Source organism: Caldimonas thermodepolymerans, assembly GCF_015476235.1.
GTDB lineage: Bacteria > Pseudomonadota > Gammaproteobacteria > Burkholderiales > Burkholderiaceae_C > Caldimonas > Caldimonas thermodepolymerans.
The window spans coordinates 465,361-486,925 of record NZ_CP064338.1 but is presented as its reverse complement, the minus strand read 5'-3'; the positions used below and the strand labels follow the sequence as shown (position 1 = coordinate 486,925).

Annotated in this window: 21 protein-coding genes; 7 read left to right on the top strand and 14 right to left on the bottom strand. The window is 69.7% G+C overall.

Translation table 11 applies throughout. From position 1 onward, the window contains the following. Positions 1 to 131 precede the first annotated feature (131 nt). The 7 genes from IS481_RS02380 to IS481_RS02350 all read right to left on the bottom strand — a co-directional run bounded on the left by IS481_RS02380 (position 132) and on the right by IS481_RS02350 (position 8,226). Positions 132 to 545 carry an HU family DNA-binding protein gene (locus IS481_RS02380; protein WP_259371690.1) on the bottom strand — a complete coding sequence of 138 codons (414 nt, stop codon included), beginning with the start codon at positions 543 to 545 and terminating at the stop codon, positions 132 to 134. 16 nt (positions 546 to 561) lie between these two features. Then, positions 562 to 1,401 carry a universal stress protein gene (locus tag IS481_RS18520; protein ID WP_104358303.1) on the bottom strand — a complete coding sequence of 280 codons (840 nt, stop codon included), beginning with the start codon at positions 1,399 to 1,401 and terminating at the stop codon, positions 562 to 564. A gap of 50 nt (positions 1,402 to 1,451) precedes the next feature. Continuing rightward, positions 1,452 to 4,121: a bifunctional acetate--CoA ligase family protein/GNAT family N-acetyltransferase gene (locus IS481_RS02370; RefSeq protein ID WP_104358304.1), complete on the bottom strand. Its 2,670-nt coding sequence runs from the start codon at positions 4,119 to 4,121 to the stop codon at positions 1,452 to 1,454. Positions 4,122 to 4,278: 157 nt separating this feature from the next. After that, positions 4,279 to 4,683, bottom strand: a complete 405-nt coding sequence (locus IS481_RS02365; protein ID WP_132764422.1) for a PDZ domain-containing protein — start codon at positions 4,681 to 4,683, stop codon at positions 4,279 to 4,281. A 100-nt stretch (positions 4,684 to 4,783) separates the two neighbouring features. Then, the gene (locus tag IS481_RS02360; protein ID WP_104358306.1) at positions 4,784 to 7,087 is read right to left on the bottom strand and encodes an NADP-dependent malic enzyme; all 2,304 of its coding nucleotides are present in this window, start codon (positions 7,085 to 7,087) and stop codon (positions 4,784 to 4,786) included. A 216-nt stretch (positions 7,088 to 7,303) separates the two neighbouring features. Next, positions 7,304 to 7,894 (bottom strand): hypothetical protein, encoded by a 591-nt coding sequence (locus tag IS481_RS02355; RefSeq protein ID WP_132764425.1) that lies wholly within the window; start codon positions 7,892 to 7,894, stop codon positions 7,304 to 7,306. A gap of 155 nt (positions 7,895 to 8,049) precedes the next feature. Further along, on the bottom strand, positions 8,050 to 8,226 hold the full coding sequence (locus IS481_RS02350) for a DUF1328 domain-containing protein (RefSeq protein WP_104358308.1): 177 nt from the start codon (positions 8,224 to 8,226) through the stop codon (positions 8,050 to 8,052). Between the two features lie 190 nt (positions 8,227 to 8,416). Between IS481_RS02350 and IS481_RS02345 the strand changes: the two genes are divergently transcribed. Next, a complete protein-coding gene (locus tag IS481_RS02345; RefSeq protein ID WP_170067481.1) occupies positions 8,417 to 10,354 on the top strand; it encodes a PAS domain-containing hybrid sensor histidine kinase/response regulator in 1,938 nt (645 codons plus the stop codon). Here the strand turns inward: IS481_RS02345 and IS481_RS02340 are convergent, their stop codons facing one another. Continuing rightward, positions 10,355 to 10,774 (bottom strand): response regulator, encoded by a 420-nt coding sequence (locus IS481_RS02340; protein ID WP_104358310.1) that lies wholly within the window; start codon positions 10,772 to 10,774, stop codon positions 10,355 to 10,357. Between the two features lie 151 nt (positions 10,775 to 10,925). Here IS481_RS02340 and IS481_RS02335 point away from each other — a divergent pair, with 151 nt between their 5' ends. Further along, a complete protein-coding gene (locus IS481_RS02335; protein ID WP_104358311.1) occupies positions 10,926 to 11,252 on the top strand; it encodes a hypothetical protein in 327 nt (108 codons plus the stop codon). A gap of 10 nt (positions 11,253 to 11,262) precedes the next feature. Here IS481_RS02335 and IS481_RS02330 read toward each other — a convergent pair whose 3' ends face one another. Then, positions 11,263 to 11,763, bottom strand: a complete 501-nt coding sequence (locus tag IS481_RS02330; protein WP_104358312.1) for a DUF4142 domain-containing protein — start codon at positions 11,761 to 11,763, stop codon at positions 11,263 to 11,265. A 174-nt stretch (positions 11,764 to 11,937) separates the two neighbouring features. Between IS481_RS02330 and IS481_RS02325 the strand changes: the two genes are divergently transcribed. Then, a complete protein-coding gene (locus tag IS481_RS02325; RefSeq protein WP_104358313.1) occupies positions 11,938 to 12,339 on the top strand; it encodes a hypothetical protein in 402 nt (133 codons plus the stop codon). Positions 12,340 to 12,344: 5 nt separating this feature from the next. On the opposite strand, the gene pncB is transcribed toward IS481_RS02325, so the two are convergent. Genes pncB through IS481_RS02310 form a run of 3 tightly spaced genes read right to left on the bottom strand, consistent with a single transcriptional unit; the run spans position 12,345 to position 15,511 of the window. Then, positions 12,345 to 13,532 carry a nicotinate phosphoribosyltransferase gene (gene pncB / locus IS481_RS02320; protein WP_104358314.1) on the bottom strand — a complete coding sequence of 396 codons (1,188 nt, stop codon included), beginning with the start codon at positions 13,530 to 13,532 and terminating at the stop codon, positions 12,345 to 12,347. A gap of 49 nt (positions 13,533 to 13,581) precedes the next feature. Continuing rightward, a complete protein-coding gene (locus IS481_RS02315) occupies positions 13,582 to 14,214 on the bottom strand; it encodes an FMN-binding negative transcriptional regulator (protein ID WP_104358315.1) in 633 nt (210 codons plus the stop codon). Between the two features lie 58 nt (positions 14,215 to 14,272). Next, a complete protein-coding gene (locus IS481_RS02310) occupies positions 14,273 to 15,511 on the bottom strand; it encodes an NAD(P)/FAD-dependent oxidoreductase (RefSeq protein WP_104358316.1) in 1,239 nt (412 codons plus the stop codon). Positions 15,512 to 15,926: 415 nt separating this feature from the next. On the opposite strand from IS481_RS02310, the gene IS481_RS02305 reads away from it, so the two are divergent. Next, positions 15,927 to 17,041 (top strand): IS3 family transposase gene (locus IS481_RS02305; RefSeq protein WP_194963331.1). Its coding sequence is split into 2 segments (ribosomal slippage): positions 15,927 to 16,179 and positions 16,179 to 17,041, totalling 1,116 coding nucleotides; the frame shifts between segments, so codons are not numbered across the junction. A 301-nt stretch (positions 17,042 to 17,342) separates the two neighbouring features. On the opposite strand, the gene IS481_RS18265 is transcribed toward IS481_RS02305, so the two are convergent. Next, positions 17,343 to 18,167 (bottom strand): ATP-dependent nuclease, encoded by an 825-nt coding sequence (locus IS481_RS18265; RefSeq protein ID WP_198425448.1) that lies wholly within the window; start codon positions 18,165 to 18,167, stop codon positions 17,343 to 17,345. Next, positions 18,131 to 18,814, bottom strand: a complete 684-nt coding sequence (locus IS481_RS18260) for an AAA family ATPase (protein ID WP_198425447.1) — start codon at positions 18,812 to 18,814, stop codon at positions 18,131 to 18,133. Before IS481_RS18260 ends, IS481_RS18265 begins: the two co-directional genes overlap by 37 nt. A gap of 169 nt (positions 18,815 to 18,983) precedes the next feature. Between IS481_RS18260 and IS481_RS02295 the strand changes: the two genes are divergently transcribed. The 3 genes from IS481_RS02295 to IS481_RS02285 all read left to right on the top strand — a co-directional run bounded on the left by IS481_RS02295 (position 18,984) and on the right by IS481_RS02285 (position 21,555). Continuing rightward, positions 18,984 to 20,204, top strand: a complete 1,221-nt coding sequence (locus tag IS481_RS02295) for an ISL3 family transposase (protein WP_104357103.1) — start codon at positions 18,984 to 18,986, stop codon at positions 20,202 to 20,204. A 41-nt stretch (positions 20,205 to 20,245) separates the two neighbouring features. Continuing rightward, positions 20,246 to 21,070 (top strand): IS3 family transposase, encoded by an 825-nt coding sequence (locus tag IS481_RS02290; RefSeq protein ID WP_336511188.1) that lies wholly within the window; start codon positions 20,246 to 20,248, stop codon positions 21,068 to 21,070. Positions 21,071 to 21,162: 92 nt separating this feature from the next. Further along, on the top strand, positions 21,163 to 21,555 hold the full coding sequence (locus IS481_RS02285; protein ID WP_104358759.1) for a GFA family protein: 393 nt from the start codon (positions 21,163 to 21,165) through the stop codon (positions 21,553 to 21,555). Positions 21,556 to 21,565 lie beyond the last annotated feature (10 nt).

Sequence of the window (21,565 nt, the reverse complement as noted above, 5' to 3'; positions counted from 1 at the left end):
AAGATGCGGAAAGCGCAGCCCGCGCGGGCCGATGGGCACCGACCTGCCGCGAGGCTGTCGCTGATGCCGGCGGCGCCTTGCAGGCGGCCGGACCGGTCATGGAAAAGAGGGGAAAAGAACGAAAAGAAGGTTTACTTCTTCTTCTGCACGGCGGCCTTCAGCGAGGCGCCGGCGCTGAACTTGACGCCCTGGCTGGCCTCGATCGTGATTTCCTCGCCGGTGCGGGGATTGCGGCCGGTGCGGGCCTGCCGCTCGGTGACCGAGAAGCTGCCGAAGCCGATCAGCGAGACCGTGTCGCCGGAAGCCAGCGCCTTGGTCACGTTGTTGATGAACGAGTCGAGGGCGCGCTGCGCAGCGGCCTTGGACAGGTCGGCATCGGCGGCAATGGCATCAACGAGTTCTGCTTTGTTCATGGTCCTGACTGGGTAAGAACTGAGGAAAAAACGCGCGTCGTTGCCGCGCGCGGGAACCCCGCAGTCTAGCGGCTTCTGGAACCGAGGGGGCCACGGGCCCGTTAGCAAGGGCTGCGGGTGTAAGCGAATCACCTGCCGTGGGCAGGCCTCAATGCGCCATCAGCACCGGCACGGTCATGCCCGAGAGGATGGTGCGTGTCACCCCCCCGAGCACGAATTCGGCCACTCGGGAGTGGCCATAAGCGCCCATCACGAGCAGGTCGGCGCTGACGTCCGCAGCGCGCGACAGCACCGCTTCGCCGATGCCGATCTCGGTGGTCTCGCGCGCGACGCTGGCGTCGACGCCGTGGCGCGCGAACCATTGGCGCAGGTATTCGAGCTGCCAGCCGTGCACCCCTTCGGGGCGGCCCTTGCGGTCGAACACCGCGGCATGGACGTGGCTGGCGCGCGCCAGCAGCGGCAGCGAGGCCCCGAGCGCACGCGCGGCCTCGCGGCTGCCGTCCCAGGCCACCAGCACGCGCCGGCCGACGGTGTCGAAGCGACCGGCATAGGGCACGACCAGCACCGGCACGCCCGCCCCCAGCACGACCCGCTGCGGGAAGTCCGGTGGCACCGAGGCCGCGGCCTCGTCCTCGGTCTGGCCCACCACCACCAGGTCGCTGACGCGCGCCATGCGGATGATGCCGCCCACCGGGTCGCCCTCGTGCACCCGGCTTTCGTACGACAGCCCCGCGTGCTGCGCCGCCAGGCGCCCGGTGAACGAGGCCGAGACACGCTGGGCGCGCTGCAGCAGGTGCTCGAACGACAGCTGGACGTAGTTGGTGCCGCCGACCGCGTGCCCGATGCCGGCAGGCATCTCGACCCAGCCGGTCGGCGCGAAGCCGATCAGGTGGCCGCCCTGGTGGGCCGCGATGTCGGCCGCGAGGTCGATGCGGGCCGCGCAGCGCGCGCTGTCGTCGAGATGGACGAGGATGGTGCGGTAACTCATGTCTGCCTCCTGTGGCAACGCAAGCTTGCGGACCGGCCCGGGCGCCCGGCTCACCCGGCCCGCTGCAGGTCGAGCGACAGGCGCACCGCCTTGCGATCGGCGTCCGCCTCGATCGTGAATCCCAGGCACCGCGCCAGCGCGGCCATCGCGTCGTTCTCGCGCAGGCACACGCCGACCAGCCGGCCGGTGCCGCGCTGCGCCAGGTAGCCGATCATGCGCTCGAGCAGCAGCCGGCCCAGGCCCCGGCCCTGCCAGTCGCGGCGCACCTGGATCGCGAACTCGGCCTCGCGGTTGTCCGGATCGCAGGCCGCGCGCACCTCGCCGACCAGGCCCCCGTGTCCGTCGATCGCGACGAAGGTCATCTCACGGTCATAGTCGATCTGGCTGTAGCGCGCCAGTTCGGAACGCGGCACCTCGCGGCGCGACGAGAAGAAGCGCAGCCGCAGGTCCTGCGGGTCGGCCTCGGCGTAGAAGTCGCGCAGGCGCGCCTCGTCCTCGGGGCGGATCGGGCGCAGCATCAGGGGCGTGTCGGCCACCTCGATCCAGCTCTCCAGCTCGGTCGGGTAGGGCCGGATCGCCAGCCGCGCCGCGGCCTCGCCGCCGGCCAGCTGCACGCGCACGCGCGCATCGAGCGCAATCACGCCCTGGTCGTCGGCCAGCAGCGGGTTGATGTCCAGCTCCACCACCTGCGGCAGGTCGCACACCAGCTGCGACATCTGCACCAGCGCGCGGTACAGCGCGGCATGGTCGACCGGCAGGCGGTCGCGGTAGCCGGCCAGCAGGCGCGAGACCTGCGTGCGCGAGACCAGGTCGGCCGCCAGCGTCGCGTTCAGCGGCGGCAGCGCCACCGCCCGGTCGCGGATCACCTCCACCGCCGTGCCGCCGCGGCCGAACAGCAGCACCGGGCCGAACACCGGATCACTCGCCACGCCGGCGATCAGCTCGTGTGCGCGCGGGCGCAGCACCATCTGCTGCACCGTGAAGCCGTCCAGGTGCGCGTCCGGGCGCAGCTCCCGCACGCGGCGCTGCATCGTGCGCACCGCCAGGCGCACCTCGTGCTCGTCCTTGAGGTCCAGCGCGACGCCGCCGACGTCGGACTTGTGCGAGATCTCGCGCGAGAGGATCTTCACGACCACCGGGTAGCCGACCTCGGCCGCGGCGGCCACCACCGCATCGGGGTCGCGCGCGATCTTGGTCGCCACCACCGGGATGCCGTAGGCCGCCAGCAGCGCCTTGGCCTCCGGCTCGGTCAGCATCTCGCGCCCGTCGGCCAGCACCGCCTCGACGATGGCCAGCGCCGCCTCGCGGTCGGCGCGGAAGTGTTCGGCGGCCGCCGGCGGGGCCTGGGTCAACACCTCCTGGTTGCGCTGGTAGTTGACCAGGTGCATGAAGGCGGTCACCGCGCGCTCGGGCGTGTCGTAGGTCGGCAGCCCGGCCGCCTCGCAGGCGCGGCGCGCGGGATCGCTGCGGTCGGCCCCCAGCCAGCAGCTCAGCACGGGCCGCGGGAACTCGCGCAGCAGCGGCACCACCGCCTGCGCGACGTCGCTGCGCGGCACCACCGCGGTGGGCGCGTGCATGAACAGCAGCGCGTCGATCTCCGGCGCATCGCGCAGCACGGCCAGCGCTTCCACGTAGCGCTGCGCCGGCGCGTCGCCGATGATGTCCACCGGGTTGCCGTGCGACCAGGTCGGCGGCAGGCAGGCGTCGAGCCGCTGCCGGGTCGTGTCCTCGAGCGTGGCCAGCGTGCCATGTGCGAGCGACAGCGCGTCGGCGGCCAGCACGCCGGCGCCGCCGCCGTTGGTGACCATGCCGAGGCGATGCCCGCGCAGCGGCCGCGCGCGCGCCAGCGTCTCGGCCGCGTCGAACAGGTCCTCCAGCGTGTCCACGCGCAGCATGCCGGCACGGCGGATCGCCGCGTCGATCACCGCGTCGGAAGCGGCCAGCGCCCCGGTGTGCGAGGCGGCGGCCTTGGCCCCTTCGGGGGCGCGGCCGGCCTTCACGACGATCACCGGCTTGTTGCGCGCGGCCGCACGCGCGGCGGACATGAACTTGCGCGCCGCGCTGATCGACTCGATGTACATCAGGATCGCGCGCGTGCCCGGGTCGCTGCCCAGGTAGTCCAGCACGTCGCCGAAATCGACGTCCGCGCTGTCGCCCATCGAGATGAAGTGCGAGAAGCCGATGCCGCGCGCGTTGGCCCAGTCCAGCATCGCGGTGGCCAGCGCCCCGGACTGCGACACGAAGGCCAGCGGCCCGTGCCGCGCGCTGGCCTGCGCGAAGCTCGCGTTGAGCCCGATGCCGGGCACCAGCAGGCCGACGCAATTGGGCCCCAGGATGCGCAGCAGGTGCGGCCGAGCGGCCGCGAGCATGGCCTGCTCCAGCGTGCCGCCGCCCTCGGCCGGCGCCTTCAGGCCGGCCGTCAGCACCACCGCCGCGCGCGTGCCGCGCGCACCGAGCTGCGCCACGATGCCGGGCACCGTGGGCGCCGGGGTGCACACCACCGCCAGCTCGGGCGCCTCGGGCAGCGCGGCGACGTCCGGCCAGGCCTGCTGCCCGGCGATCGTCGCGTGCCTGGGGTTGACCGGCCACACCGGCCCGGAGAAGCCGCCTTCGCGCAGGTTGCGCATCACCAGCGCACCGATGCTGCGTTCGCGGTCCGACGCGCCGACGACAGCCACGGAAGCAGGCCGGAACAGGTGCTCGAGATGACGGATGCTCACGCGGCGCTCCTTGAACGAGTGGTGACACCGTACCAGCGGCCTTCCCCGGGGGGATTGACGTGCCGCAACCGCCAGGACGCCGCGCGGACGGCTCGCCCTGTGCCTGCGGCGTACTGTTGCTGCCCGGCCGCCGGGCGTCAAGCACCGCGACGACGCCTCAGCCGGCGCACTCGGGGGCGGCCTCGTCCAGCGGCAGCGACAGGCGGGCCTCGCCGCGCTGCACGTCGAGCCGGATCGCCGGCGCGTGCGCCGCGAGCAGGTCCCAGAAGGCGCGCTCGCTGTCGAAGGCCTGCCCGTTGACCGCGACGATCACGTCGCCCAGCCGCAGGCCGCAGTGGTAGGCCAGGCCGACCACGTAGGTCGCCTGCACGGCATAGGCCTGCTGCAGCGCGCCCCGCTGCGCCTCGTCGAGCGGCGCCACGCGCAGCCCGTAGGGCGGGGGCACGATGCGGCGCGGGGGTGGAGGGTCGGCCGGCTGCGCGGGCGCCGGCAGCCCCGTCGCGAGGACCAGCGCGCCGGCCAGCGCCAGGCCGGCACATCGCAAAGCGGAAAGATGCTTCATCGTCGCAGCTCCTTGCGGCCATGCGGCCGGCCCGCTGCCGTGCGGACCGGCGTGCGACAGGGATGCTCGCCCGGCGGCGCTGCCCCTGGCCTGAGCCGGGTCAATCCGGCCGCGACGGATGGGCCGCGCCGCTGGCCAGCGCCATGATGTTGACCACGCGCCGCACCGTCGCCGAGGGGGTCAGCACGTGCGCGGGGGCCGACGCGCCGAGCAGGATGGGGCCCACCGTGATGCCGTGGCCGCCGGTCATCTTCAGCACGTTGAACAGGATGTTCGCGGCGTCGATGTTGGGCAGCACCAGCACGTTGGCCGTGCCGCTCAAGGTGCTGTCGGGCAGGAAGCGCCGGCGCACGTCCTCGTCCAGCGCGGCGTCGCCCTGCATCTCGCCGTCGGCCTCGATGTCCGGATGGCGCTGGCGGAACAGGTCGCGCGCCGCGCGCATCTTGCGTGCCGAGGGCCGCGTGCTGGAGCCGAACATCGAGTGCGACAGGAAGGCCACGCGCGGCGTCAGGCCGAACTGGTGCACCGTCTCGCAGGCCATCGCCGCGATCTCGGCGAGCTGTTCGGCGTCCGGGTCCTCGTTGACGAAGGTGTCGGCGATGAACAGCGTGTACTGGTCCAGCATCAGCGCGTTGAGCGCGGCCAGCGTGCGCACGTCGCGGCGCTGGCCGATCACCTCGCGCACGTGTTCCAGGTGGTGGTCGTAGCGCCCCACCAGCCCGCAGACCAGGCCGTCGGCATCGCCCAGGTGCACCATCAGCGAGCCGATCAGCGTGTTGGAGCGCCGCACCGCGGCCTTGGCCGCCTCGGGCGTGATGCCGTCGCGCCCCTTGAGGCGGTGGTAGGCCTCCCAGTACTGGCGGAAGCGCGGGTCGTCCTCCGGGTTGGTCAGCTCGAAGTCCACGCCGGGCTTCAGGCGCAGGCCGGCGCGCGCGATGCGCTGCTCGACCACCGGCGGGCGGCCGATCAGGATGGGCCGCACGATGCCCTCCTCCAGCCCGATCTGCACCGCCCGCAGCACGCGCTCGTCCTCGCCCTCGGCGAACACGATGCGCCGCGGCGCGCTGCGTGCGGCCATGAACACCGGGCGCATGAACATGCTGGTGTGCGTGACGAACTTCTGCAGCGAGTCGCGGTAGGCGTCCAGGTCGGCGATCGGCCGCGTCGCCACGCCCGACTCGGCCGCGGCCTTGGCCACCGCCGGCGCGATGCGCAGGATCAGGCGCGAATCGAAGGGCTTGGGAATCAGGTACTCGGGCCCGAAGCTCATCTCCTCGCCCGGGTAGGCCGCGGCCACCTCGCCGCTGATCTCGGCCTTGGCGAGGTTGGCGATCTCGTGCACGCAGGCGACCTTCATCTCCTCGGTGATGCGCGTCGCGCCGCTGTCGAGCGCACCGCGGAAGATGTACGGGAAGCACAGCACGTTGTTGACCTGGTTCGGGTAGTCCGAACGGCCGGTGGCGATGATGCAGTCCGGCCGCGCGGCCTTGGCCAGTTCCGGGCGGATCTCCGGCTCGGGGTTGGCCAGCGCCAGGATCAGCGGGCGCTCGGCCATGGTCCTGACCATCTCGGGCGTCAGCACGCCGGCCGCGGAGCAGCCGAGGAACACGTCGGCGCCGGCCACCACGTCGGCCAGCGTGCGCGCGCTGGTGTGCTGCACGTAGCGGCGCTTGGTCTCGTCGAGCTGGTCGGCGCGCTCGTGGTGCAGCACGCCCTTGGAATCGCACATGTAGACGTGGGCCGGGTTGACGCCCAGGCGCACCATCAGGTCCACGCAGGCGATCGCCGCCGCACCCGCGCCCGAGACGGCCACCTTCACCTGGTCGATCTGCTTGCCGGTGAGCTCCAGCCCGTTGAGCAGCGCGGCCGCCGAGATGATCGCCGTGCCGTGCTGGTCGTCGTGGAACACCGGGATGTTCAGGCGCTCCTTGAGCTTGCGCTCGATGTAGAAGCACTCGGGTGCCTTGATGTCCTCGAGGTTGATGCCGCCCAGCGTCGGCTCCAGCGCCGCGATGATCTCGACCAGCTTGTCCGGATCCTTCTCGTTGAGCTCGATGTCGAACACGTCGATGCCGGCGAACTTGCGGAACAGGCACCCCTTGCCCTCCATCACCGGCTTGCCCGCCAGCGGCCCGATGTCGCCCAGGCCGAGCACCGCGGTGCCGTTGGTCACCACGCCGACCAGGTTGCCGCGCGAGGTGTACTCGGCGGCCAGCGCCGGGTCGTCCTCGATCGCCAGGCACGCATAGGCCACCCCGGGGGAATAGGCCAGCGACAGGTCCCGCTGGTTCGACAGCGGCTTGGTCGGCATCACGGCGATCTTGCCGCGCGTGGGCGTGCGGTGGTACTCGAGCGCGGCGTCCCGCAGCGCCTGCTCGGCCGGTGAATGTTCCTTGTGACCCATGTAACCCTCCGGAAAGGCGCGCTGCGCCCCAGGAGCCGGCGCAGTGCAACAAGGTCGTGCAGTCTATACGCGCTGCAACAAGGGGAGCCCAAAGCCGGCTCGCACGCAGTGGGAAGCCCGGCCGGGCCAGCGGGGAACCCGGAAACGGCACGGCCGCCTTGCGGCGGCCGTCGATGCGGGGCCATGGCGGCAGCGGCGCCGGACGCGCCAGCCGCTTCAGGCCGGGCGCGCGATCCAGGCGAACGGTCCCAACCAGCGCCGGCCCAGGCGCGCCAGCGGCAGCGGGGCCTCGGAGTCGTCGTGCGAGGCGGAGGGGTCGGAGCGGCCGCTGCCGTCGGCCACCGGCATCGTGCTCGCCTCGTGCTCGACGCGCCAGTGCAGCGGCACCAGGCCCTTGAAGCGCACCTTCCACACCGCGCCCGCGTCGAAGCCGGCGCGGTAGGTCAGCGCGAAGCGGTCGGAGCAGCTCTCGCCGTTCATCTCCAGCGTGAGGACGCTGAAGTCCTCCGGCCCGGCGAGCCTGTGGTAGGTGTTGCGGATGTAACCCTCGGCCTCGGTGGCGAGGTAGCGGCGCGCGTCCTGGTCCATGCGCTCGATCAGCACCAGCGTCGCGAGCGCCACTTCGCACACCAGGATGGACGGCGGATGGTCGCCGTGCGAGGCCTGCAGGCACAGCCGGGCATTCGGCCCCAGCTGCGGCGCCGGACCGATCCAGGCCATCGCCTCGGCATCCCAGCCCAGGTCGAGCTGCCGGTAGGTGAAGCGCCCGTTCACGTGGTCAAAGTGCATCGCGGTAGGAGTATCCATCGACAGGTCCCGTGAGCATGTGCGCCCCTGCGCAACCATGCACTTCATCCTAGTGGGGCGTGCAGGCGGGCGCATCCCTCCGAGGGGTGTCACCCTCCAATGGGGGAAGCACGCTGCCGCGCCGGGGCGGGGACCGGCCGTGCGGGCGGCCGTCGCTACTTGCGCAGGCCGCGGAAGATGCTGGCGCCGGCCACCAGGGCGATCACGCACAGCACCAGGAACACGAAGAACAGCACCTTGGCGATGCCGGCCGCGCCGGCGGCGATGCCGGTGAAGCCGAGCGCGCCGGACACCAGCGCGATCACGGCGAAGATCAGGGCCCACTTCAACATGTGCGTCTCCTCGGGTGGATAAAAGGCGCCGCAGGCAAGGTGGGCGACGCCATGGCGGCATCTTCCGGCGCGCCGACCGCAGCACGCTGTCGGCCCGGCGCGCGGGCGCGGGTCAGCCGGCGCCTACAAAGACTTGCGCATGGATCGCCCACGTAACGCACAATGGGGGTCTCCACGCGGAAGCTGCACGATGGCCCCCACCCCCATCCACGTCCCCCCGCTGCCGGACGAGCATTTCCGCCTGCTCGTCGACGCGGTGCAGGACTACGCCATCTTCATGCTGGACCCGCAGGGCCACGTCGTCAGCTGGAACCAGGGGGCCCAGAAGATCAAGGGCTACGCGGCCGACGAGGTCATCGGCCGGCATTTCTCGCTGTTCTACCCGCCCGAGGTGGCCGCCGCCGGCTGGCCGCAGGAAGAGCTGCGCCGCGCCACGCGCGACGGCCGCTACGAGGAGGAGAACTGGCGCGTGCGCAAGGACGGCTCGCGCTTCTGGGCGCTGGTGGTGATCACCGCGATGCGCGACGCCGACGGCCGCCTGCGCGGGTTCGCGAAGGTCACGCGCGACCTCAGCGAGCGCCGCCGCCAGGAAGAGGCGCTGCGCCGCAGCGAGGAAAGCTTCCGGCTGCTGGTCGAAGGGGTCAAGGACTACGCGATCTACATGCTCGACGCCCAGGGCTTCGTGCGCAGCTGGAACGCCGCGGCCGCCAGCATCAAGGGCTATGCCGCCAGCGAGGCGCTGGGGCGGCATGTCTCGATGTTCTACACCCGGCAGGACGTCGACGCGCGCGTGCCCGAGGCCGAACTGGCCCGCGCCGTGGCCCAGGGCCGCGCCGAGGTCGAAGGCTGGCGCGTGCGCAAGGACGGCAGCAGCTTCTGGGCCCATGCGATCCTCAACCCCCTGTACGACGAGCACGGCCAGCTGCGCGGCTACGCCAAGGTCACGCGCGACATGACCGAGCGTCGCCGGCTGGAGGAGCTGGAGCGCTCCAGCCGCCGCATGAGCGAGTTCCTCGCCATGCTGGCCCACGAGCTGCGCAACCCGCTCGCGCCGATCCGCAACGCGGTCAGCATCATGCAGCTCGAAGCGCTGGACATGCAGCGGCTGCGCACCTGCCGCGACATCATCGACCGCCAGCTCAGCCACCTGACCCACCTGGTCGACGACCTGCTCGACGTCGGCCGCATCGCCACCGGCAAGATCGCGCTGAAGAAGGCGCCGATGGACCTGATCGAGGCGGTCATGCGCAGCGTCGAGGCGGCCCGGCCGGAGTTCGACGCGCGCCGCCAGCACCTGCAGCTGGAGCTGCCCGACGAGCCGGTGCCGCTGGTCGGCGACACCACCCGCATCTCGCAGGTGGTGCAGAACCTGCTGAACAACGCGGCCAAGTTCACCCCGTCCGAGGGGCAGGTCACGCTGCGCGTGCGCACCGACGGCCGCACCGCGGTGATCGACGTGATCGACACGGGCGCGGGCATCGCCCCCGACCTGGCCGAGCGCATGTTCGACCTGTTCGTGCAGGGGCACGCGGCCGGCACCGGCAGCGAAAGCGGCCTGGGCATCGGCCTGACGCTGGCGCGCTCGCTGGTGGAGATGCACGGCGGCATCATCAGCGTACACAGCGACGGCCCGGGGCGCGGCAGCCACTTCACCGTGCGCCTGCCGCTCGGGCCGGCCGAGCCCGAAGCAGGCGCCCCGTCGTCCGAGACGCTCGCCGGCCACGGCGCGCACACCCGGGTGCTGGTGGTGGACGACAACCAGGACTCGGCCGACAGCATGGCCGCCGTGATGGAACTGCTCGGCCAGGAGACCCGCGTCGCCTACAGCGGCCAGCAGGCGCTGGCCATCGCGCGCGAGTGGCACCCCGATGCGGTGCTGCTGGACCTGACCATGCCGCAGTCCGACGGCTTCGAGGTGCTGCAGGCGTTGCGGGCGCTGTCCGGCGGGCACGAGCTGTACGTGGCGGCGATGACCGGCTACGCGCAGGACCACGACTGGCGGCGCACGCTGCAGGCCGGCTTCGACGAACACCTGCCCAAGCCGGTCGACATGGACACGCTGCAGCGCGTGCTGCACGACATCGAGCGCCACCGCCGCCAGCGGCAGTCCGGGCACCCGCTGCGCTAGCTACTCCGCCAGCGGCTGCATGGCCGGCCCTCCGCCGCCCGGGAATAGCCGGGCCCGCGTGACGTTGTAGATCTCGGCGCCCAGCTTGGCCATCATCAGCGGCTTGGTCACGAAGCCGTCGGCCCCGGCCGCGAAGCAGGCAGCGCGGTCGGCCGGCGTGTAGTGGGCGCTGGCCACGATGATCGAGAAGTACGGCAGCTCGCCGTCGCCCTGCAGCAGGCGCAGCTGGCGCGTCGTCTCCAACCCGTCCATCACCGGCATCTGCACGTCCATCAGCACCGCGTCGGGGGCCTGGCGCCGGCACGCGGCGATGGCCTGGACGCCGTCTTCGGCGATGCGCACGGCATAGCCCAGGGCCTTCAGCATCCCGGCCGCCACCTGGGCGCTCACCGGATCGTCTTCAACGACTAGGAAGTCCATGGCATGTGGTGGCCCGCCGGGCCGGCTGTCTCCTCTGTTGCCATCCTATGTCCCCGGCGTGACATCCGGATGAAGCCCCCGCACGCAGGCGGGGTGGGAACGTCGGTTGCTCCGATGCGCTTCGCGTGATGTCGATTGCGAGGAGGTCGCCATGCAAAGGGAGCTGGTCAGGGAACGCCTGTCCTTCATCGAGCAGTGCATCGACGATGCGGCCCTCGCCTGCCGCGAGACCGGCTATGCGCCCGAGGAACTCAAGGCCTGGGTGCGCGAGCTGGACCGGCGCTGGGCCGAGGTGGAGGCTGCCGCGGGCCACCCGCTGGACGCGACCTCGCTGCGCGCCTGCCTCGAGACGCTGGAGGAAATCGGCGACCGCGCCGTCGAGGCCTGCCGCGAGCAGCGCCACATCGACCCGCAGCTGCGCATGGCGGTGCACACCGCCCGCCACGAGATCGCGGCGCTGCGCCGCCAGCTGCACTGAGCCCGCGGCGTCAGTTGCGCCGGAGCTCGCGCGCCCGCTCCAGATGGCGCTGCAGCACTGGCAGTTGCCCGGACGCGAACGCCTTGATCTGCGGGTCGCGTGCGTTGGAGGCGCCGCGCTGGAACAGCGCGATGGTCTGCTCGTGCGCCTTCACGCCCATCTCCTCGACGTACCGCGCGTCGAAGGCGGCGCCGTCGAGCGCCCCGAGCGCCTGCAGCTTCGCCTGCTGCGTGGCATCCGGCGCCTGGGGCAGCGCGACGCCGCGCTCGCCGGCCAGCTGCGCCAGCGCCTCGTGCGCACGGGTGTGCTCCTCGACCATCTGCCGCGCATAGGCCTGCACCTGCGCGTCCTCGGCCTTCTGCAAGGCCAGCCGGCTGGCCTCCACCTCGGCCAGGCCGTTGTGCGCGGCCTGGCGCAGGAAGCCGGCGTCGTCCTCGGCGACGCGCTGGGCCGACGCCGGGCCCGCGAGGAGCATGCACAGGAACAACAGGGACTGCAGCAAGCTTTTCATGCCGGTTCCTTCCGGGAGTGGAGGTTGCAGGGATGTCCCGGTGCGGCAATGGCCGTACCTGCGGCGCCGGTGTCGGGCCGCGCCTACGCCCCCGGGGGTCGTGCACTGACGGCCAGGCGCCGCCTGGACACGAAGATGGGATCAGGCACCTCGCCGCAACCTGGAAGGATCACCATGCACACCAACGCATCGTTGCGGGCGGCCCGGTGGATCGCCCTGGCGGGGGCGATCGCCGCCCCGCTTGCCATCGCCCAGGTCTCGCCCGCCACGGCCCCGCCGGCCACCGACGAGCGCGCCGCCTGCGCGCAGCTGGCCGACCCCGCATCGCGCCGCGCCTGCCGGCGCGACATCGCCGCAGCGCGCGCCGAAGCCCGCCGCGAGGGCGCGACGCCCGCGGCGGGAGCGCCCGACTACGAACGCAACGCACTGCAACGCTGCCAGGCGCTGCCGCTGCAGGACCGCCCCGCCTGCGAGAAGCGCGTGCGCGGCGAGGGCTACACCAGCGGCAGCGTCGAAGGCGGGGGCATCTACCGCGAGACGCGCGAGATCGTCCCCGCCGCGCCGGCCTCGCGCTGAGCGCTTCAACGCGCGACGTCGAACACCTGTTGCAGGTAGGCGAGGAAGGTCTCGTCGTCGCACAGGGTCTTGCCCGGGCTGTCCGACAGCTTGGCCACCGGCTGCCCGTTGGCGCGGGTCAGCTTCATCACGATGTTCAGCGGCGCCAGCCCCACGTCGTTGGTGAGGTAGGTGCCGATGCCGAAGCTCGGCTGCGTGCGGTCGCCGAAGTGCCGGTACAGCGCGAAGGCGCGCTCGAAGTCCAGCGCGTCGGAGAACACCAGCCGCTTGGTGTGCGCGTCGATGCGCAGCCGCGCGTAGTGCGCCAGCGCCTTCTCGCCCCAGGCGACCGGGTCGCCCGAGTCGTGGCGCAACCCGTCGAACAGCTTGGCGAAGTACAGGTCGAAGTCCGCCAGGAACGCGTCCATGCCGACCACGTCGGTCAGCGCGATGCCCAGGTCGCCGCGGTACTCCTGCACCCAGTCCTCCAGCGCCGCTTGCTGGAAGTCGCGCAGCCGCACCCCGGTGGCCTGGTAGGTCTGCAGGTACTCGTGCGCCATCGTGCCGATCGGCACCAGGCCCAGCTCCTTGGCGAGCATCACGTTGGAGGTGCCGCTGAACCACGGCGAGGCCTCGCGCTGCAGCGTCTGCAGCACCTCGCGCTGCCACGCCGCCGAGTGGCGCCGCCGCGTGCCGAAGTCGAAGAAGCGGAACGGATGCCGGCACGGCGGCTCGGCGGTGAAGCCGCGCAGCGCCTCGATCTTGGCCGCCAGCCGCTCGCGGCCCGTGCGCAATGCCTGCGCGGCATCGAAGCGGCGGCAGTACAGCTCGTGGACGATGGCCAGCACGAACACCTCGAAGGCCATCACGTGCACCTGCGGTCCCTGCGCGACGATGCGCAGCGCCTCGCCGTCGGCGCTGGCGGCGATGAACTCGCGCTGGAACCGGAAGATGCGCAGGAAGTCGACGAAGTCCGACTTGATGAAGCGCAGGCTGCCCAGGTAGGCCAGCTCGTCCTTCGTGAAGCTGAGGGCGCACAGCCGGTCGAGCTGCTCGTTCACCTCGGGCAGCAGCTGCGCCAGCGGCAACGCCGGCCGGTTGCGGCACACGAAGGTGTACTCGGCCTGGGTGGCCGGGTGCCGATGCAGCATGGTCTGCCACATCGTGAACTTGTAGAGGTCGGTGTCCAGCAGGCTGCGGATGATGTCATGCATGGCGTTTCCCGGACGGATCAGGCGCCCACGGTACACCAACGCACGCGAGCTAGCCGCGCGGCGCGACGCGCTCCATCGCGCGGGCCAGTTCCTCCTGGCCGCTGTCGCACAAAGCGCGCACGACGCCCGCGAAGTCTCCCGGCTCGCGGTTCTGGCTCAGCTTGCGCTTGCCCTCGATGCGTTCGATCTCGACCTCGATGCCGATGATCATCTTCAGCAACGCATCCAGGTACTCGGCCGGCGCGTCGCCCATCTTCCACGGCCGGGGCTCGCGGGCCTCGTGCCGGCGCGTCAGCCGCGCCACGATGCGGCGCACGGACGTCCCGTCGTCGCGCACGCGCAGCCGCCCGTGCACGTGCACCGCCTCGTAGTTCCAGGTCGGCACGTGCCGGTGCGTGAGCGCCTTGCTCGGGTACCAGTTCGGCGACACGTAGCCCTGCGCGCCGCGGAACACCACCAGCACCTGCGCCCCGTCGCCGACGCGCTGCCAGACGTCGTTGGCGCGTGCCACGTGGGCCAGCAGCACGCCGTGCGGCCCGGCGTCGGTGTCCAGCTCGAACGGCAGGTGGTTGGCGTCGAGGCCGTCCGCGCCATGCGTGACCAGCGTGCCCAGCGGATGCTCGCGCACGATGCGGTGCAGTTCGTCGAGTTCGGGGACGGCAAAGGCGGCGGGGATGTACATCGTGCGGCACTCCTACGGCGTGCAGGCCGTGCCGCCTACTGTACGGCAGCCGCCGCGCTCAGCCGAAGCGGGTCGGCGCGTACGGCGCCGGGTCCACCACGGTCGGGCCGCCCTCGATCAGCTCGGCCATCAGCCGGCCGCTGACCGGCCCCAGCGTGAAGCCCTGGTGTGCATGGCCGAAGTTGAACCACAGACGCGCATGGCGCGGCGCCGGGCCGATCACCGGCAGCATGTCCACCGTGCAGGGCCGCGCGCCCATCCAGGGCTGCGCCTCCACCGGCTCGGGCAGGTCGAACAGGCGCCGCGCCTGCGCGTAGGCCCGGTCCACCTGCACCGGCGTGGGTGGCGCGTCGACGAAGGCGAACTCCGCGCCCGTGGTCAGCCGCACGCCGCGCCGCATCGGCGCGAGGACGTAGCCGCCCGCTTCGTCCAGCAGGGGAATGCGCGGCCCCTCGCCGCCGCGGTAGTGGCGGTGGTAGCCGCGCTTGACGAACAGCGGCAGCCGGTAGCCGAAGCGGCGGGTCAGCGTCTCAGACCACGGGCCGAGCGCCACCACCGCGTGCTCGGCGTCGACCTCGCCGGCCTGCGTGCGCACGGCCCAGCCGCGGGCCGTCGCGCGCAGCGTCGTCGCGTCGCCCTGCGCGATGACGCCGCCCGCGCGCTCCAGCGCCTGCGCATAGCGCTGCACCAGCTCGCCCGGGTCGCTGACCACCCACGGGTCCAGCCAGTGCACCGCACCGGCCAGCGGCATCCGCAAGGCCGGCTCGGCCTGCGCCAGCGCCTGTGCGTCGAGCACCGCGTGGCGCAGCCCGTAGGCCTGCGCGACGGCCCGCGCCTCGTCCGCGCCCTGCTGCAGCGCCCGCGCGTCGCGGTACACCACGCGGTAGCCGACCTGGCGCACCAGGTCCTCGGCGCCGGCTGCGCGGATCAGCGGCTCGTGCTCGCTCAGGGCATGCTCGATCAGGCGGGCGTAGTGGCGGGTGGCGGCCGCATGGCGCTCGGGGTGCGAGTTGCACCAGTAGCGCAACAGCCGCGGCGCCAGCGCCGGCAGCGCGCCCCAGTGGTAGTGCAGCGCCGCGCCCTGCCCCAGCAGCATCTTCGCGAGCACGTCGGGCTCGCGCGGGAAGGCGTAGGGCTGCACCGCCTCGCGCTGGATGATCCCGGCATTGCCATAGGAGGTTTCCTGCCCCGGCCCCTTGCGGTCCACCAGCGTGACGCGATGGCCGCGCAGGGCCAGGTGCAGGGCGGTGCAGGTGCCGACCATGCCGGCGCCGAGCACGAGGACGCTGGTCGTCATGTACGGATCCCGTGTGCGTTGTGTGGATGGCGAGGTTCATCGGCTGCGGCACCGGACGCGATGCGCCGGCCGCCGCATCGAGCGGCATCGTACCGCCCTCACCCCCCGGGCCGGCGCGCCGCGCACGCCAGCCGCACAGCGGCACAGCGGCACGCTGGGCCTTGCGCCACAGCCAGGTCGGCACGCCGCCCGCTGCCTAGAATGCCCCCGGCCTCGCCCGCCCTGCCCGGCCCCGCCGGGTACGCCCGATCCGGTGCCCGGCATGTCGTCGTCGCCGTGGCGGACCTTCGCGGTTCCGCCGCCCTCGCCCCTGCCCGCTGCCGGCTCCTGCCACCAGGGCCCCGTAAGCTTCCCCGATCCGCAGACACCCCATAAGTAGAACTTTCTGGCATGTTTTCCCCAGCCAGGAGGTTCCATGAAGCAGTCCCGTTTCACCGAGACCCAGATCGTCTCGATCCTCAAGCAGGCCGACGCCGGCGTGCCGGTCAAGGACATCTGCCGGCAGGCCGGCATCAGCGTTCCGACCTACTACAAGTGGAAGTCGAAGTACGGCGGCCTGGAGGCCTCCGAGCTGCGGCGTGTCAAGGACCTGGAAGCGGAGAACGCCAGGCTCAAGCGGATGTACGCCGAGCTGGCGCTCGACAACGCCGCGATGAAGGATCTGATCGCAAAAAAACTGTAGGGCCGGAGCAGAAGCGCGAGGCCGTGCGGTACCTGGTCGAGGTGCACACGCGGCCCCTGAGCCGGTCCTGTGATTGCGTTGGGTTGTCGCGGGCAGCGTGGTACCAGCCGCCGGTGCACTGGACGGTACGGGATGCCGAGATCATCGCGGCCCTGGCCGAGGTGGTCGAGAATCACCCGAGCCGCGGCTTCTGGAAGTGTTGCAAGGTCCTGCGCCGTGCGCGTCCGGACTGGAACCACAAGCGAATCTACCGAGTGTACAAGGCGATGAAGCTCGATCTGCGCCGCAAGGCCAAGCAGCGGCTGCCCAAGCGCGAACGCGTACCGCTCTACGTTCCCCTGCTGCCCGATGCCGTCTGGTCAGCGGATTTCATGGCCGACGCGCTGGCGTGTGGCCGCCGCTTCCGGACCTTCAACGTGGTCGACGACTTCAACCGCGAGGCGCTGCACATCGAGGTCGACACCTCGATCTCGTCCACGCGCCTGGTCCGCATCTTCGAGCAGCTCAAGCGCGACCACGGCCTGCCGCAGGTCCTGCGTACCGACAACGGCCCGGAGTTCCTGGGCGAGGCCTTCGTGCAGTGGGCCAAGCTCAACGGCATGGCCATCCGGTACATCCAGCCCGGCAAGCCCAACCAGAACGCCTACATCGAACGCTTCAATCGGACCTTCCGCAAGGAGGTCCTGGACCAGCACCTGTTCACCCGCCTCGACGACGTGCGCGAGGCCGCGTACTGGTGGATGCTCGAGTACAACGAGGAGCGTCCCCACGATTCGCTCGGCGATCTGACCCCGGCCGAGTACCGCCAACGCGTCGCCGGAAGTTCTACTTTTGAAATGCCTGCTTGACGGGGAAGCTTACGTGCGCGCACGACCTCGACCAGGATCAACAGCAGCAACATCAGCCAGAGCTTGCGGGCCATCGGGAGCGCGGGCAGTGCGTGGTCTTGCGGAGACGGGAGCGTAACCGCTGCGGGCAGGCGGAGGCCATGCTTTAGCACTGACCAGCAGGAGCCTTACTAACCAAGAGCGGACGGATGGCCCGGGAGGAACCTGGTCGAGGAAAGGGTCAGGTTCAGTTCTCGGCCGAGGACAACACGCAAGTCCACAGCATTGAAGTAAACCTGACCCCGTTAGTCGAACCCGCTAGTCATATGTTCTTAGCACCTTGCCCGCTGTTTTCCGGGAGCACATTCTTCACCGAAAGCACGAAGGCATCCCGAGTCTGGTTATCCAGACAAATTCGGCACCACTCCGTCACTATAGTTTCCCAAACACTCGTTCGGCTCTTGAGAATCTTATCGCCCACTAATTCAGGCCACTTATGGAAGTCCGGATTGAGCATCGCGTCTTCAAAATACGTATGCAAGCTCCCAGCACCGACACCGAAACGGTCATGCAGCTGACCCCAATTGGCCGCCCGTAACCCATGAAAAACGATCTGCTCGGGAGCTTTGTCACCCGGCAACTTCACACAACCAGGCTTGGATTCTTGATCGCCATCAAGAACGCCCAAGCCCGGCCGCGGAAGCTTGCCTTCAGAGGCTAGCTTCCCCATCATCGCAACCACATTCGCCGGCCCCACCGCTGATATCTTGATGTGAGACAGAAGGTCAGCACCCTCGGGGTGCGTTGCCAAGATCTCCCTACACCAGATCTGAGCGAAATTATCTTCGACGTAGAGGAAAGCCTCTGGATGCGCCACATCATCCAATTTTGTCAACGAGAACTCAGGGCTGGCGCCGTATACAACGCTCGGCCCGGTAGCAGTTGGAAGAAGGAGAATGCGAGCCTCAGGCGGCAACTCCTCCAATATATATGGGCTATGCGTCGAAACAATAACTTGCGCGCGACGCAACCTGCTCAATTCAATCAGGAAGTTTATAAGCCGCCTTTGAGCTTTAGGATGTAGTGAAGCTTCGACTTCATCGATAATGATCAGAGAGTAATCCGGCACCTCTTGTAGTACCCGCATGAGGTCGAGAGATGTATCCTCACCTGCACCTTGGTGAAATTGCGAAATCTCACCGAATCCCTGCGGAGCAACCCTACTGTGCGCTTCTCGTTTACATCCGGGGCCGCGAATCGCGCATCTTTATACTCACGACCAAGGATGTAAGAAAGCTTGGCCCTATATTCGTCACTTAAGGCTTCTGTTGAGATCTCGCCTGCAGCCAAGCGAGCAACCTTTGCGTAACCTGCAGTTGCATCCAGCGGAAGCGTTCGAGCAACATCGAACCAGTACACGGGCCGCGCGTGACGTTTCTCTGGGAAGCTCCACCGCTTGGTAGGCTTCTTTATCTTGAAACTAACAGACGCATCTCCAAGCTTTATTGAGTATCCCAATTCTATGTTGCTCAACTTATCCCAGTGCGTGTCCAGGAAGAAATCGGAAGGGTAGTAACCCGTTTCTTTCGTCCTCTCGTACGCAGAAGCGGCAACTTTTAAGACAGTACTTTTTCCTGCGCCATTTTCGCCAACAATCGCCGATACCGGGAATTTGAATTGAACGGACTGCCCCTGCCAACCACGAAGCCCGCTAATGTCGACCCGATCTAGGAACTGAGGCCACAACCCACCTTGAAACTGATCCCTTATGCGCTGAATCTCACCAACGTTCATAGCTCCCCCTGAGCTATTAGTGAAAAAAGGCGTTCGATAAAAAACGGGGCCAGGTTCAGCCCTGAACTCCCGGCCCCATTTTAACGGTTCTTCTCCCAACTGAGGGGAGAGAGGCGCACGGCCGACCCGGCAGAATTGTTGTTCTCGAGGCAACAAAACGGGGCCGGCCGTGGCCGAAGTGGATTGTATGTCCCAGCTGGGTGGCTGGAAGGGTTATCGCGTATGGGATTGGCGTCAGGAGGATCGGGGCGGCCAGTCCTGGGCGGTGCTGGAACTGGCGCCCGTAGAGGGCGCAGAGCGCCTTTGTTCGGGCTGTGACCAGCCGGTAGCGGCCATCCACGACCAGACCGTTCGCCGGATCCGGGACCTGCCGCTGTTCGAATACGCGGTGGAATTGTGGGTACCGCGGCTGCGCCTGGCCTGCCCGCGCTGCGGCCCGAGGCTTGAGCGACTGGACTGGCTAGCCCCCCACGCCCGGGTGACCCGGCGGCTGGCCGAGAGCGTGGCCCGGCTGTGCGCCGGGACATCGGTGCGGCACACCGCCCGGTGGTTCGGGCTGGACTGGAAGACGGTCAAAGCGATCGACTTCCGGCATCTGGAGCGCTCGCTGGGCCCGCCGAACCTGGACGGCGTGCGGCTGCTGGCGATGGACGGGTTCGCGATCCAGAAGGGCCACCGGTACGCGACCGTGGTGGTCGACCCCGAGCGCAAGCGGGTGCTGTGGGTGGGGCGCGGGCGTTCGAGAGCGGAAATCAGGCCGTTTTTTGAGCTGCTGGGCCCGGTGCGCTGCGCCCAGGTCCGCGCCGTGGCGATGGACATGAACTCCGCCTACGACCTGGAGGTTCGGGCGCATTGCCCGAACGCGGAGGTCGTCTACGACCTGTTCCATGTCGTGGCCAAGTACGGCCGGGAGGTGATCGACCGGGTCCGGGTGGACGAGGCAGACCGGCTGCGCGCCGATAAGCCGGCCCGGCGGGTGGTCAAGACATCGCGCTGGCTGCTACTTCGTAATCGGGAGAACGTGCCCGACGAGCAGGTGGTGCGGCTGGAAGAGCTGCTGGCGGCCAACAAGGCCTTGTTGACGGTCTACCTGCTGAAAGAAGACCTGAAGGGGCTATGGCGCTACCGGCGCGAGGCATGGGCCTGGAAAGCGTGGAAGAGCTGGAAGCGACGAGCCCTGCGCAGCGGCCTGGAGCCGCTGCGCGTGTTCGTGCGGCGGCTCGAGCCCTACCTGTCGGGGATCCTGGCCCACTGCCGCTGGCCGCTGGGAACCAATCTGGTCGAAGGCATCAACAACAAGATCAAGGTCATCAAGCGGGTGGCCTACGGCTACCGGGACGACGCCTACTTCTTCCTGAAGATCCGGGCGGCCTTCCCCGGACTTGGGTGAAGAACCAAAAAACTGTAGGGCCGGAGTAGAAGCGCGAGGCCGTGCGGTACCTGGTCGAGGTGCACACGCGGCCCCTGAGCCGGTCCTGTGATTGCGTTGGGTTGTCGCGGGCAGCGTGGTACCAGCCGCCGGTGCACTGGACGGTACGGGATGCCGAGATCATCGCGGCCCTGGCCGAGGTGGTCGAGAATCGCCCGAGCCGCGGCTTCTGGAAGTGTTGCAAGGTCCTGCGCCGTGCGCGTCCGGACTGGAACCACAAGCGAATCTACCGAGTGTACAAGGCGATGAAGCTCAATCTGCGCCGCAAGGCCAAGCAGCGGCTGCCCAAGCGCGAACGCGTACCGCTCTACGTTCCCCTGCTGCCCGATGCCGTCTGGTCAGCGGATTTCATGGCCGACGCGCTGGCGTGTGGCCGCCGCTTCCGGACCTTCAACGTGGTCGACGACTTCAACCGCGAGGCGCTGCACATCGAGGTCGACACCTCGATCTCGTCCACGCGCCTGGTCCGCATCTTCGAGCAGCTCAAGCGCGACCACGGCCTGCCGCAGGTCCTGCGTACCAACAACGGCCCGGAGTTCCTGGGCGAGGCCTTCGTGCAGTGGGCCAAGCTCAACGGCATGGCCATCCGGTACATCCAGCCCGGCAAGCCCAACCAGAACGCCTACATCGAACGCTTCAATCGGACCTTCCGCGAGGAGGTCCTGGACCAGCACCTGTTCACCCGCCTCGACGACGTGCGCGAGGCCGCGTACTGGTGGATGCTCGAGTACAACGAGGAGCGTCCCCACGATTCGCTCGGCGATCTGACCCCGGCCGAGTACCGCCAACGCGTCGCCGGAAGTTCTACTTTTGAAATGCCTGCTTGACGGGGAAGCTTACGATGTCGTGCCGCCCCGCGGCGCCGCCCGACAATGGCCGCAGCCCGTCCCCCTCGGGCCGGGAAAGGAGGACCCACCGCATGGATCGCTACACCGGCGGCTGCCTGTGCGGCCAGGTGCGCCTGGTGGCCACCGGCCGCCCCTACCGCGTCGGCCTGTGCCACTGCCTCGACTGCCGCAAGCACCACGGCGCGCTGTTCCACGGGTCGGCGGTGTTCCCCGCGGACGCCGTGACCGTCGAAGGCGAGTCCGCCAGCTACCGCGGCCGGCACTTCTGCCCCCGCTGCGGTTCGCCCGTGTTCGGGCGCGGCGGCGACGAAGTCTTCGTCAACCTGGGCGCCCTCGATGCGCCGGACCAGTTCGTGCCCACCTACGAAAGCTGGACCGTCCGGCGCGAATCCTGGCTGCCGCCGTTTCCGCTGCGACACCACTACGAGCGGGACCGCGACACCTCGACCCGGTTCGAGGACTGAGCCCGGCCCG